We start from the raw sequence: 12,808 nt of genomic DNA, 5'->3' as shown, positions 1-12,808 counted from the left end.
TTTATAAAAAAATATGGGAGTTGGCATTTTGGCAAAAAGAGTGGTGCTGGAGCCCTAGCTCCAGCACCAACTTTGTCTACAGTCTGAGGAGGCATGATCTGCATGCCTCCTGTTTTCCTGTTTAGTCGGAACTCGTTGTCCTACGGGTCGTCTATACGTACTCTAAGATTCCACGGATATCCCGCACAACTGCGTCTGCTCCGGCCTCTTTATATTTCTGCTCCGCCGCCGCAAGTCTTACTTCCTTTTCTTCTTCCGGAAGGGCCTCGAATTCTTCCTTGGAAAGTCCTACAAGAGAACTTCCCTCCAAAATTCCGACCGTAAATACGCCGGCATTTTTTCCTTCCCTGATATCAGAAATGGTATCGCCTGCCTTAATGACCTTATCTACAGAAGTCACTTTTAATGTTTCCATATTTTTAAAGATCATATAAGGATAGGGGCGCCCCATATTTCCGGTGGAGTCCGGGCTGTACCAGCAGTCCGGCTCATATCCCAGTTCCGCCGCTTTTGGCACAACGACTCCCATCATCACATCTGTATATCCTGTTGTAGATCCGATCTTAATTCCCTTTTCTCTGAGAGCTTTCACCGTCTCAAGGACATAGGGCTTTGGATCAGAGTACTGATCCAGTATCTTAAGAAGGGACGGCTCATAACTTTCATACATTTTGTCAGCATCCGCATCTTCAGGATCTCTCCCGTATTTCTCTCTCCATGCCGCCTTGATCCTCGGCATCTCCAGCATGGTGCGGATATGATCCCACTTCAGCATACCCATGGGTTCCCGTACTTCCTCCATTGTCGGCTCTACTCCGGCATTTTTAAATACTTCTGTGAAAACCTGCACTGGTGCAAAGCATCCGTAATCTACTGTTGTGCCTGCCCAGTCGAAAATCACTGCTTCTATTTTACTCATAATATCTGTATCCTTCTTTCGCTTTTGCCTTCCTAGCTTACTTTTTTCTCTTCCATCTGTGCGAAAAATTCTGCAAAAATATCACATAATTTTTCGATATCATCCCGGTAAATCTCCCCGATATTTCCGATACGGAAGGTATCAGCGTCTGTTACCTTTCCCGGATAGATAGCGTATCCTCTGTCTTTGATAAATTCATACATTTTCTGGAAAGAAAAGTTGTGATGTTCCGGATAGAAGAAGGTTGTAATGATCGGTCCCTGATATTCTTCTCCAATATAGGACTGGATTCCCATCTCCTTCATCTTCTGGATCAGCAGACGATTATTGTCATAATAGCGTTTCGCACGGGCCGGGATGCCTCCCTCTTCCTTCAGCTCTTCAATGGCTTTTGCGAATGCCAGCACCGTATGAGTCGGAGAAGTAAATCTCCATTTCCCGTCTTTTTCCATTGTTTTCCACTGATCGTATAAATCCAGTGCAAGGCTTCTTGCTTTTCCTGCGCTCTCGATCAGTTTCTGACGATTACAGATAATAAATGAAAATCCCGGAACTCCCTGAATGCATTTATTTGCGCTGCTGATGATAAAATCTATACCGAGTTCTCCTACCGGAATATCCACGCCGCCAAAACTGGACATGGCGTCCACGATCATAGTCTTTCCGGCGTCTTTTACAACTTTTGTCACAGAAGCAATGTCATTTAAAATTCCGGAAGTTGTCTCACTGTGCACCATTGCCACATGAGTGATGGCCGGATCTTTCTCAAGGATATCTTTTACTTCTTCCGCTGAAGGGATCTGGTCATAGCTCACGCGGTAAAGAACATAATTTACCTTTGCATGCTCTGCAATATCCACCATTCGCTCTCCATAAGCTCCGTTGGCAATGATCAAAAGCTTTTCTTCCTCTCCCACTACACTTGTAATGACAGATTCCACACCAAAGCTTCCGCTTCCCTGCATCAGTACTACTGTGTAATCTCTCTCTGATACATGGGCCAGATCAAGAAGCTCCTTTCGGATCTTCTGTGTGATCTGTTTATAATCATCATCCCATGTGCAGTGGTCAAACATCATTTCTTTTTTTACTGTGTCCGTTGTAGTCAAAGGTCCCGGAGTCAGCAGTTTGTAACTTTTCATTTCCTAATTTCCTCTCTTTATATCTGATTACTATACTTTATCTATATTTGCAGTATTTCTTCTCTATTTGCATTCTTCAGAAAGCGCCTGATGCTGCTCCAGAAGATCTACTGTCAGCGGTTCAGGGAATACCTTCGGATTTGCAGAAAGGTTCTCTGCATCTGTCTCTTCTCCTTCATAAAGGGCAAGCGGATAGTAGGACTGAAGCTCTTCTCTTCCGTTCTCAATGATGCACTGTGCCATTTCCATTGCCTTTGCATTTGTGTCATCGCCCTTGTCAACAACTGCCACTGACTCTGTCAGGCTGAAATTACCTTCTGCCGGATCAATATAGTCGATCGGAAGTCCGTCTGCTTTATCTGCCACTGCCTGCTGACGAAGTCCGAAACCGATAGCAACCTCTCCTGCACGTACTTTTGTCAGCGGTGCGGAGCCGGAATCTTCAATATGATCCCCTGCATTATCATAAATACCTGTCAGCACTTCCTTTGCGCCATCCTCTCCATACTCGGAAATAAGCGCCTGGATCAAAAGCCATGCTGTGGAAGAAGATGCAATATCTGTTACGGAAATGAATCCTTTGTATTCCGGATTTGCCAGATCTTTCAATGATGTAGGTGTCGGAAGATTATTTTCTTCCATCATTTCTGTATTGACGATAATGGTTCCCTCCTGGGCAGTGATCGGTGCACAGTAAGATGGAAATTCATCGATCGTATTTACGTCAAATTCCAGATCTTTGAACATACTGTTCTGCTCCTGGGCACTGTCCACATAGAATGTACTCATTGTCACCATATCTGCCTCAATATCTGTTCCCTCTGCCAGAAGTTTTCCTCCAAGCTCGGAAGTACCAAAGGTCTGAATCGTATACTGTCCCTCGAATCCGTTGTCGTCCAGCGCGTGTTCCATAGACTCAATAGCCTCTTCGTCTGCATTGGAATAAATGATAACCTGATCTTCACTGGAGCTGCTTCCGCATGCGGTAAGTCCCAGTGCGCTTACTCCTACTACTCCTGCCATTGCAAAGGATGCTACTCTTTTTAATCCCATTTTTCTGATCTTTTTCATATCTACCTTATTCTCCTTTTTTTGACTTCTGTCTGCCAGCTTCTGGAAAATGAATTTGCCGGCAGCGTTTGTAAATAGAATCAGTAATGACAACACAAAAATTTCGTTGAATTTGTTGAAATACTGTAATTCTTTGATCTTTGTCGTAATAACCATGGTCCTTGTCCCTGCAAGGAAGATCAGAGCACTGATCGTCACCATAGCATTTACGAAGTAATAACTGAATACCTCCAGCAGTGTGGATACTGCATTTGGCGTCACCACCCGGATGATGGTCTTTGTCCAGTTGTCCCCCATCAGCATTGCTGTTGTTTCCCAGGATGCGTTCATCTTGGAGAGGGAATTTTTCATCATAAGATATGGCGTGGAAAAGAAATGTACCATATTACAGATGATGAGGATTGCAAATGTATTTTGAAGGGAGGTACCGGAAAAGCAGAATAAATATGCAAGACCGATCACCATACCCGGAATTGTATTTGTTACAAGAGCAATACTGTCAATCGTACCTTTCAGCCTCTGGCTTACGCTGCTTCTTGCCGTCACAAGAGCCGCACCATATGCCATCAGTGTTCCAACAAGAGCTGTCACAATGGCTACCATTAATGAATTGGTATAAACACCATAGAGCGAGCTGTCCTCAAATACTGTCTGAAAATGTTCCAGCGTAAAAGATGTGCGGTAAGGCCACTCTTCTGTAAAAGGTACAACAAAGATTACTGCAAAGATGGACAGAATCCCCACCATAATAGCCGCGCTTGCCACCGCGCATGTGATGTCTCTCTTTTTGCTTTTTTTCAGCTCAATCGGAGAAATCTTATTGTAACGTACATTATATTTTTCCAAAATGTTTAATACCGTAATGCTGACAATAGATGGAATCAGCATAATGATCGCTACAACAGCGCCGTTTCCGAAATCCGGAACGCTTCCCAGCATTTCCTCATAGAGAACGCTTGCAACAACCTCAAATTGTCCTCCGATAGATGCCGGAATACCAAAATCTGTGAAACACAGGAAAAAGGTCTGTATAAAAGAGGCTGCCAGAGTTCCCAAAAGGGGACGGAGTATTGTGATCTTAAACGTCTGGAATGGAGAATCCCCCATCAACCGGGACACGATCATAAAACGTTTGTCAATGTATCCCATGGTATTGTTGATCAACATAGAAGAAATCGGAAGCGTATAGATCACATATCCCAATAAAAGACCGTTAAATCCATAGATGTCAAAGAGCTGACGTCCAAATAACCTTGTTAAAAGTCCCTGCTTTCCAAAGGAATAGATAATTGCAAATCCATAAGTAATGGTAGGGAGCAGCATAGGAAGCACAGCTGCCTTTGCAATAAGGTCTTTATAACGTCTGCCAAGGTTTGTGTAATGCACTGTATAGGCAAGGACAAAAGCAAGAAGCGTTGTTACCAGCGCGCTGCATCCTGCCACCAGGAAACTGTTCCCTACCGCCTGCATAAATCCCTTGCTTGTAAGAACTTCCCTGTAATTTTCCAGACCGATTCCCGCTGTGTCCTGCGTCAGTGACTTTACGATCACCTGTACCATCGGCACTGCCAGGAAAGCCAGGAAGAACACAGCCAATACTGTAAAAATAAGTTTGATCTCTTTATTTTTTCTTCTCTGCATGACTGATTCCTCTTTCTATGACACCTGCACAGCAGCCTGAGGCTGTGATGCAAAAAGGGTGAAAATATTATTCTTTTTGATCTCCAGCTGATGCAGGATAAATTTCTGTACAAAATTATTTTCCGGAGTTTTAATAATCTCCTCTGGTTTTGCAAACTGTGCAATCTTTCCTTCATTAATGATCATAACTCTGTCAGAGAGAGTGAGTGCTTCTTCCGGATCATGGGTTACGATGATCGTTGTCAGATGATACTCTTTTGCAATAGCCTTGATCCTATCCTTAATAGACTCCTTGATCACTCCGTCAAGAGCGCTTAAAGGCTCATCCAGCAAAAGGATCTTCGGTTTCATTACCATTGTCCTGGCAAGAGCAACTCTCTGCTTCTGTCCGCCGGACAACTGCCCGATCCTCTTATTCAGATGTTCTTCCAGTCCGAGAAGTTTGATCAGATCCTGTACTTCCTCTTCTGTAGAAATAGAAGGGTTATTGCGAAGGCCGTATGTAATGTTCTGATATACATTCAAATTTGGAAAAAGAGCATAGTCCTGAAAAACAATATTAAATCCTCTTTTTTCCATTGGAACATTTGTCAGATCTTCATCGTTGTAAATAATTTTTCCGCCGTCTGAATCTACAATTCCAAGAATCAGATTTAAAAGCGTTGTCTTTCCGCATCCGGAAGGTCCCAGTATGGAAACGATCTCACCATCTTCAATATTAATGCTGATATCTTCTAAAACCGGTACGCCATCATAGCTTTTTTTCACATTCTTAAGTTCAAGCATAAATACAACTCCTTTTTTCTTTTTTCCCAAACAATAAACTTTTTCTCCTTTGGCGGATTGGTCTTTACCGCTCCAGCCATGACAAATTATAGCAATGGCACCCGGACCCAGCTATCAAATTTCTTTTAAACTCATGTAAGGGAAATGTAAACTTTACATAGTTTTTACTTTATTTACTTTGTAGAAATTCTACGGGTACAGACATGCAGATCAGCGCATATCCTGCGAAGTACTTCTAACCCTTAAAAGCGCGAGCGCACATCCCGCGGAGCGTTTTATTTAGTAGGAAAAATTTTCTATTAAATAGAAAAACAGAACCTCTCCCGCCTGTTTATTTTTGCGTGAGACGTTCTGCCTTTCCACTTTATACTGTATTTCTACCAAAAATAAATATGTATTTTTTCTACAATTTTCCTTGCTTTTTCTTGCTTCTCTTCTTTGTTCTGCTCTTTCCTGTCTGTTCTCTTGCCGGCAAAGTTCTCTTTTGTTAAATGTTCGTAAAAGCTTCCATTTCCTCTTTACTGGTATAGGCCCTTTCCATGACGATATCGCTTGTCTTTCTAAGCTTTCCGGAAAGGTGAGCATAATCTCTGTTCAGTACACCTGCATAGATCATATCTACCAGAGCAAGCTGAGAAATTCTGGAAAAAATGGTATCGCCGTACAGGAACTGCCGATGGCTTGCACATAAAAGGATATCTGCATATTCAGCGATCAGTGCATTTTCAAAATTTGTAAGGACAAGCGTCTTTGCACCTGCTTTTTTTGCCAGGCGCATCATTTCTACTGTATTCTTGGAATATCCGGAATAGGAAATGCCTATGGCAAGATCCTTTGGTGTCATATTCACTGCACTGACATGCTGCAGATAATAGTCACTGTACTGCCTGCAGTTCAGTCCCAGATAAGTCAGCTTCGTCAGGAGGTCATTGGCAGTGCATACTGAATTTTCCACACTGTAGATCACAATGTTCTCTGCCTTCAATATTGCTTCTACGGCCCTCTTATATTCTCTGGTCTGTATGCTCTTTAAGGTTTCCTCCAGCATCTGTATGGAAGTGGTAATAATCTTTCCCGGAATTTCTTCCAATTTGTCCTGGCTGGTAAGCTTAAATCCGTAAAGTTCAATATTTCCATTCTCTTCCCGGTGTTCGCTTAAAAGCTCCTCTTCTATCATAGCATATTTAAAATCTTTAAACCCCTTATATCCCAAAGCCTTTACAAAACGGACAATCGTAGGCTGGCTTACCTTGGCATCCCTGGAGAGTTCTTCCATCAGCAAGTCTCCCGGTCTTCCCCGATAAGCCAGGAGATAATCAGCCACTTTTTTCTCCGAAGGGCGAAGTGCAGTATATGCTGTTTGTATTTTTCTCCTGATCTCATTTCCCATTTTTTGTTCTCTCTTTCCTAACAAAGCTTGCTTCCATTGGCAACCAGCTTAAATTTGCATCCCAAATGTTCCGCCGCTCTTTGACACATCATCATACGTTTCAGAAAAATTTCAAAGTAATCCATCACAGTGCAGATGGTATCATCCAACTCCAGATCCATACGTATGATTCTCTTTTCTCTGTCAATATCCACCTTGGAGGACAGAGCTGCATAATTTACCCTGTCATGGGTATCAAAATTGGAAGGTACAGAATTTTGCACCCGGTTTCTCCTCACATCTGTCTTATCCGCAAGAATAAGAGCCGCCGACACTTCGTCTACCGCTGCTCCTGTCCCCTCGTCATGATGACCGATTGCTGACGCTATTGTGAGAACATCTTTAAGGGGCATCTGCCGTTCTTTTAAAATCTGATAAGCCAGAACCGCCCCACTGTGAGGATGGTCGTGCCTGTTAATGCTGTTTCCGATATCATGCATGTAGCCGGCAATTTTAGCCAGCTCGATCTTGTGCTTGCCGCAGCCTAAGTCTTTCAAAATTTTCCCTGCCATTTCAGCTGTTCTGGCTGCATGCTTTCTGGAATGTTCCGTATATCCCAGCTCACTTAAAATTTTATTTCCTTTTTCGATCAGAAGATTAATTTCTTCATCACTGCGTATCTGTTTATAACTCACTGCCAAATTATATTTCTCCTTTATATATAATGTAGATTTACAGTCGGCGCACGGCGTCCATGGCAAGAACCGACCTTTCGCACTCCTCTGCCGTCATGGTGATCTGCCAGCAGAGAGGACTTCCCTTCATATGTTCCGACGCATAGCTTAATCCATTTGTCCTCTCGTCAAGAAACGGCCTGTCTATCTGATCCGGATCGCCCAGCAGGATGATCTTTGTATCCTTCCCTGCACGGGTAATGATCCCTTTTATCTGTCCGGGTGTCATATTTTGAGCCTCATCAATGATCATATAGGTTTTTACAATAGACCTTCCCCGGATATAATTCAGAGCTTCTGTCTGTATCAGTCCCCGGGAAAAGATTTCCTCAATCTTCCCCTGCAATTCCTTTTCATCTCTGTATCTTTCTTCCTCACTGGAATCAATAAGCTGCTCCAGATTATCAATCACAGGACGCATAAGCGGTGAGATCTTCTCCTGTTCATCTCCGGGAAGAAAACCGATATCCGAGTCAAACTGTGCATTGGGCCGGCATACCAGTATCCTCCTGTATTCGCCGGTAGGATTGTTCAGCACCTTTTCCAGACCCACAGCAAGAGAATAGAATGTTTTGCTTGTTCCTGCCATTCCTTTGACAATAACAAGTGGAGCATTTTTGGCAGGCTGCATCAGAGCTTCCTGAAGAAAATACTGTCCGGCGTTTCTTGGATGTATCCCATAAGGGGCTGACTTTTTATATTCCAGCTTTCGTATGTGTTCCCCTTCCACACGTCCCAGATGGGTCTTTCCGGAAGACTGATCTGCTCTCAAGATCACAAACTGATTTTCCGTAAGCTGCACTTCTGTTCTCTTTCCCGACTCATCCACCTGGTAAACTTCTTCGCAGGGGATCCCTTTTTTCTTAAATTCTTTAAAAATTTCCTCCGGAACATAAACTTCCGTTCTCCCCTTATACTGCTTTTCATGATCAAAAACCTGTTCTGTAGTGAAATCCTCCGCACAGATTCCAAGGATCTGGGCTTTTATTCGAAGAAGGATATCTTTGGTGACAAGGATCACCTGCTCGCTTCTATCCCTGGAAAGTCCGAGACATACTTTCAGGATGCGATTATCCGGCACCTCTGCTGCAAGATCCTCCGGAAGAGACACGTCAACAAAATTTTTTTCTACACGCAAAGTTCCGCCGCCTTCCATTTCTACACCCGAAAGCAGGTTTCCCTTTTGCCGGAACTGTTCCAGTATCCTTACCGCCTGTCTGGCGTTGCTTCCCCTGTCTCCTTCAGCCTTTTTCAATCGATCCAGCTCTTCCAGGACTACCATAGGAAGTATAACCTGATTGTCTTCAAAACATTCTACCGCGTGCGGCGCCTGAATCAGCACATTCGTATCAAGAACGTAAATTTTTACCATATAACAGAATGCTCCTTTCCGGTTCTATTGGTTTGTCCCCAGTATACCGTCCTTTCTTTTTTATCCAATGAAGCGCAGGTAAAATCTACGTAAATTTTTTTCGTTCATAATTTGTTCATTTATCTTTCAAAAAACCTTCATTTCTTGCACACTATTTCTTCACAGCTATGCCGTATACTAAAACCATCAAATGAAGAACAAGACGTTACGTAGTAAAATACTTTTTGAATAAACTTTTTCATAATACATGCCGGGGACTGGTAAAACAGTCACCCGGCATCCTCCCTTTTATGGAGCTTTTACGGCTTTAATGCCACTTTCATTACTCCATCTTCCTTCTTTTCAAATATCTGATACATTCTCATGGCATCCTCAAGGCCGGCTCTATGAGTAATCAGACATTCTCCTTTTAATCTTCCTTTTCTTATCAGCTCCAAAATCTCTTCACAATTGCAGGCATCCACTCCTCCGGTCTTAAAGGTAAGATTTTTTCCATACATTTCCGGAAGAGGAAGAATCTGCTCCTCCTCATACATGGCTTCGATCACTACGATTCCTCCCGGCCTTGCCGCCTGCCACGCCGCCTGGAAGCTTTCCGGGGTTCCTGCTGCTTCAATGACAACATCCGCCCCTCTTCCTTCCGTCAGCTTTTTCATCTCTTCTTCCAACGATACCTCTTTCGGATTATAAAATTTTCCGGCAAGCCTTCGCCTCTTAGCAAAATCCAGCCTTTCCCCTTCAATATCCGCCGCTGCGATGATTGCAGGTTCATAGAGGGCTGCGCACATCATGGTACAAAGCCCTGCCGGCCCGGCTCCGATCACTAACACGGTATCTCCCTTTTGAATTTCTCCGATCTTAGCTGCCCAATAACCAGTTGATAAAAGGTCTCCTGTAAACAGAGCCTGCTCATCTGTTACTTCATCCGGGATAGGAGTCAACGCCTGATCGGCAAAAGGAATACGCACATATTCCGCCTGTCCTCCGTCGATCCTGCAGCCAAGAGCCCATCCTCCGTTTTCATCCTGGCAGTTGTTCACGGAACCTCTTTTACAGAAAAAACACTCTCCGCAGAAAGTCTCCACATTGACAGCCACTCTCTGTCCCACACGGACATTTTTTACCTTTGTGCCTGTCTTTTCTACAGTCCCGATAAATTCATGTCCCAGTATGGTTCCCGGCACTGCTCTTGGGACTGCTCCGTTTCTAATGTGAAGATCACTGGTGCAAATACTTGTCAGCGTCACTTTAACAAGTGCATCACTTTCTTCCTGAAGCTTCGGTATCGGACGCTCCTCCATACCGATTTTTCCATTTTCCTGATAGACCACTGCTTTCATACTGTATTCCCCCTATCCGCGCCAATGCGCACTTATCCAAAAAGCTTGTCTGACAAACTTCACACAACGTTTCCTGTAAGACAAAAAAAGCCATCGCTCTCCAGCGATGCCTGTCTTATTCAAAACTTTCCTTATAAATAATAATGCAAAAATCGGGGTAACAGGATTCGAACCTGCGACCTCGCGGCCCCCAGCCGCGCGCTCTAACCAAACTGAGCCATACCCCGTCAACAAATCTTATTATACTCGAATTATGTCGGATAATGCAAGCCTTTTTTTACAATTTCTGTATTCTTTTCTGCACTTTAGATTTCATATAGATTTTTGCCTCTTTTTTATAATATATGCTAAAATAATTATAAAATTACATGCGAAAGGAGTCGCTCATATGAAACTTATCGTAATAGGTCCCCGCGGGAAAATGGGAAAGCTGATCACGCAGGTCGCTGCAGAGCGCGAGGATATGGAATTGGTTGCCGGCGTAGCCCCAAGGGGAAGGGACTATATCGGAACAGACCTGGGACAGGTCGCTATGGTAGGACGAAACTTAAATGTCCCTGTTGTTGATGATCTGGAATCTGTAATCGATTCCTGTGACGTTATCATTGATTTTTCTACAAAAGAAATGGCAATGGAAGTGGTAGACTGCGCTGTTCGGCATAAGAAAGCACTGGTATGCGGTACCACCGGATTCTCGGAAGAAGAAAAGAAGAAATTCCAGGATGCTGCTGCCCATATTCCCATGCTCTATGCCGCCAACACTTCCAAACTTGTCAACATCATGAATAAGCTTTTGGAAATCGTCACCTCTTCTGTAGGGGATGAAGCAGATATTGAAATTCTGGAAATGCATGATCAATGGAAAAAAGACGCTCCCAGCGGCACTTCAAAAGAAATGGGGGAAATTATGGCGCAGGCTATGGGAAAAGAACTGGACGACATTGCCGTATACGGACGCCACGGCTCTTCGCCAAGGGAAAAAGGCACCATTGGCTATCACTCGCTGCGGGCCGGTAATATCCCCAGCAGCCACACCGTCTATTTCGGCTTCATGGGTGAGCGCCTGGAAATCACCCACCATTCCTACAACTGGGAATGTTTTGCAAGGGGCGCCTGCGACTGCGCTGCTTACCTGGCAGGTAAGCAGCCGGGATTTTATACTATCAAAGATGTCCTGAATCTTTAGGATACTCCTTCAAAAAATACCGGAAGAAGAACTTCTTTGCTGTTCTTCTTCCGGGTTTTTTCTTTCTGTCAACAAAAAACTCTACAGTTTCTCTGAATCCAAAATAATCGTAAACGGACCATCGTTTGTGAGGCTGACTTTCATATCTGCTCCAAACTGTCCTCTTTCCACTACCGGAACACTTTCCCTGCATTTTTCGATAATATATTCGTACATTTCTTCTGCCATCTTCGGCTCTCCTGCCTCAATAAAGCTTGGACGGTTTCCTTTTTTACAGTTTGCATACAGAGTAAACTGTGAGATCAAAAGCAGGCTTCCTCCTACTGTCTCCAGAGACAGGTTTGTTTTTCCGTTTTCATCTTCAAAGATGCGAAGGCCGATCATTTTCTTTATCATTTTATCTGCAATCTCTTTTGTGTCAGTGTCAGAAACTCCGATCAGAACCATAAATCCTTTCCCAATTTCTCCAAGCGTCTGCCCGTCCACCTTGACATCTGCATTTGTAACGCGCTGTATCACGAATCTCATTTTGCATTTCCTCCTTTTCGCATGTCATAAATTCTCGTATTTTCTATCATCCACGAATCGGAAGAACTTGTCAATATTTATCCTGTAATTTTGTCTTCCATCTTTTCCATAATATAGCGCTCCACATCATTTTTTTCAATTCCCAGAGATACCGCCAGCTCTCCATACAGATTTTCCCGCGCCGCATGGAGACATCTCTCGTCGCCTGCCGTCACTTTCTTTCCCTGTGCCTGGCGTTTCTGCTTCCTTTCATAAACCGTTTTGATTACCCGGACCCACTGCCTTACATCACAGGTACGCAGTGCCTTTTTCATGATCTCTTCTCGCTGACGCTCATTGGTGATGCCAAGCATGTCTATATCTTTTATCTCACCGATCAATTTCTTAGCTTCCTCTTTTGAGAGCACATACCGCATAATAATCTTTTCACTGTCAGCAGGGACATAGATAACACCGCCTTTTGAGTACAGCGGTGCAAGTGTATAGTAATCCTTGCCTGCCGATGCCTCTGAAAGCCGGATGGGACCTATGCTCTCCACTCTGCATACGCCATGCTGCCCACATATAATGTAGGCTCCCGTTTCAAACATTCCGATTCTCCTTTCTTTTCAATATAATACCATTATTCCCAAAAATCTCCCTGCTCAAAATAATCTCTCGCCTTAATCGAGTAGGGGAGATTTTCTCTCCCCTCTCACACCACCGTACATGCCGTTCGGC

Annotated in this window: 11 protein-coding genes and 1 tRNA gene; 1 reads left to right on the top strand and 11 read right to left on the bottom strand. The window is 43.8% G+C overall.

Annotated features, from left to right (window positions below; all coding sequences use genetic code 11):
* Positions 1-151: 151 nt before the first annotated feature.
* The 9 genes from phnX to WJ238_RS11540 all read right to left on the bottom strand — a co-directional run bounded on the left by phnX (position 152) and on the right by WJ238_RS11540 (position 10,601).
* Entirely contained in the window at positions 152-919 is a 768-nt protein-coding gene (phnX, locus tag WJ238_RS11580; protein ID WP_316265363.1) for a phosphonoacetaldehyde hydrolase, read from the bottom strand.
* Positions 920-951: 32 nt separating this feature from the next.
* Positions 952-2,061 carry a 2-aminoethylphosphonate--pyruvate transaminase gene (phnW, locus tag WJ238_RS11575; RefSeq protein WP_337607005.1) on the bottom strand — a complete coding sequence of 370 codons (1,110 nt, stop codon included), beginning with the start codon at positions 2,059-2,061 and terminating at the stop codon, positions 952-954.
* Positions 2,062-2,124: 63 nt separating this feature from the next.
* Positions 2,125-4,773 (bottom strand): extracellular solute-binding protein, encoded by a 2,649-nt coding sequence (locus WJ238_RS11570; RefSeq protein WP_337607004.1) that lies wholly within the window; start codon positions 4,771-4,773, stop codon positions 2,125-2,127.
* A gap of 15 nt (positions 4,774-4,788) precedes the next feature.
* Positions 4,789-5,559: an ABC transporter ATP-binding protein gene (locus WJ238_RS11565; protein WP_256193672.1), complete on the bottom strand. Its 771-nt coding sequence runs from the start codon at positions 5,557-5,559 to the stop codon at positions 4,789-4,791.
* A gap of 487 nt (positions 5,560-6,046) precedes the next feature.
* Complete coding sequence (locus tag WJ238_RS11560; RefSeq protein ID WP_256193673.1) at positions 6,047-6,949, bottom strand: MurR/RpiR family transcriptional regulator; 903 nt, start codon at positions 6,947-6,949, stop codon at positions 6,047-6,049.
* Positions 6,950-6,966: 17 nt separating this feature from the next.
* Positions 6,967-7,629: an HD domain-containing protein gene (locus tag WJ238_RS11555; protein WP_256193674.1), complete on the bottom strand. Its 663-nt coding sequence runs from the start codon at positions 7,627-7,629 to the stop codon at positions 6,967-6,969.
* A gap of 31 nt (positions 7,630-7,660) precedes the next feature.
* Positions 7,661-9,034, bottom strand: coding sequence for a PhoH family protein (locus WJ238_RS11550; RefSeq protein WP_337607003.1), 1,374 nt, complete (start codon positions 9,032-9,034; stop codon positions 7,661-7,663).
* A 299-nt stretch (positions 9,035-9,333) separates the two neighbouring features.
* Positions 9,334-10,374, bottom strand: coding sequence for an alcohol dehydrogenase (locus WJ238_RS11545; protein WP_256193676.1), 1,041 nt, complete (start codon positions 10,372-10,374; stop codon positions 9,334-9,336).
* A 152-nt stretch (positions 10,375-10,526) separates the two neighbouring features.
* Positions 10,527-10,601, bottom strand: a tRNA-Pro gene (locus tag WJ238_RS11540).
* A 161-nt stretch (positions 10,602-10,762) separates the two neighbouring features.
* Between WJ238_RS11540 and dapB the strand changes: the two genes are divergently transcribed.
* Positions 10,763-11,560 (top strand): 4-hydroxy-tetrahydrodipicolinate reductase, encoded by a 798-nt coding sequence (gene dapB / locus WJ238_RS11535; protein WP_337607002.1) that lies wholly within the window; start codon positions 10,763-10,765, stop codon positions 11,558-11,560.
* A gap of 81 nt (positions 11,561-11,641) precedes the next feature.
* Here the strand turns inward: dapB and dtd are convergent, their stop codons facing one another.
* On the bottom strand, positions 11,642-12,088 hold the full coding sequence (dtd, locus tag WJ238_RS11530) for a D-aminoacyl-tRNA deacylase (protein WP_230105348.1): 447 nt from the start codon (positions 12,086-12,088) through the stop codon (positions 11,642-11,644).
* A 77-nt stretch (positions 12,089-12,165) separates the two neighbouring features.
* Positions 12,166-12,678, bottom strand: coding sequence for a CarD family transcriptional regulator (locus tag WJ238_RS11525; protein WP_230105347.1), 513 nt, complete (start codon positions 12,676-12,678; stop codon positions 12,166-12,168).
* Between the last annotated feature and the right edge of the window lie 130 nt (positions 12,679-12,808).

Origin of the sequence: Claveliimonas sp., assembly GCF_037273965.1 — a bacterium.
Lineage (GTDB): Bacteria > Bacillota > Clostridia > Lachnospirales > Lachnospiraceae > Claveliimonas > Claveliimonas bilis.
This window is presented reverse-complemented; position numbering and strand designations above follow the sequence as displayed.

Coding starts and splice junctions, on each gene's coding strand:
- WJ238_RS11570 (WP_337607004.1), bottom strand. CDS start 4,773: ATGCAGAGAAGAAAAAATAAAGAGATCAAACTTATTTTTACAGTATTG.
- WJ238_RS11550 (WP_337607003.1), bottom strand. CDS start 9,034: ATGGTAAAAATTTACGTTCTTGATACGAATGTGCTGATTCAGGCGCCG.
- phnW (WP_337607005.1), bottom strand. CDS start 2,061: ATGAAAAGTTACAAACTGCTGACTCCGGGACCTTTGACTACAACGGAC.
- dapB (WP_337607002.1), top strand. CDS start 10,763: ATGAAACTTATCGTAATAGGTCCCCGCGGGAAAATGGGAAAGCTGATC.
- WJ238_RS11565 (WP_256193672.1), bottom strand. CDS start 5,559: ATGCTTGAACTTAAGAATGTGAAAAAAAGCTATGATGGCGTACCGGTT.
- WJ238_RS11525 (WP_230105347.1), bottom strand. CDS start 12,678: ATGTTTGAAACGGGAGCCTACATTATATGTGGGCAGCATGGCGTATGC.
- dtd (WP_230105348.1), bottom strand. CDS start 12,088: ATGAGATTCGTGATACAGCGCGTTACAAATGCAGATGTCAAGGTGGAC.
- WJ238_RS11545 (WP_256193676.1), bottom strand. CDS start 10,374: ATGAAAGCAGTGGTCTATCAGGAAAATGGAAAAATCGGTATGGAGGAG.
- WJ238_RS11560 (WP_256193673.1), bottom strand. CDS start 6,949: ATGGGAAATGAGATCAGGAGAAAAATACAAACAGCATATACTGCACTT.
- phnX (WP_316265363.1), bottom strand. CDS start 919: ATGAGTAAAATAGAAGCAGTGATTTTCGACTGGGCAGGCACAACAGTA.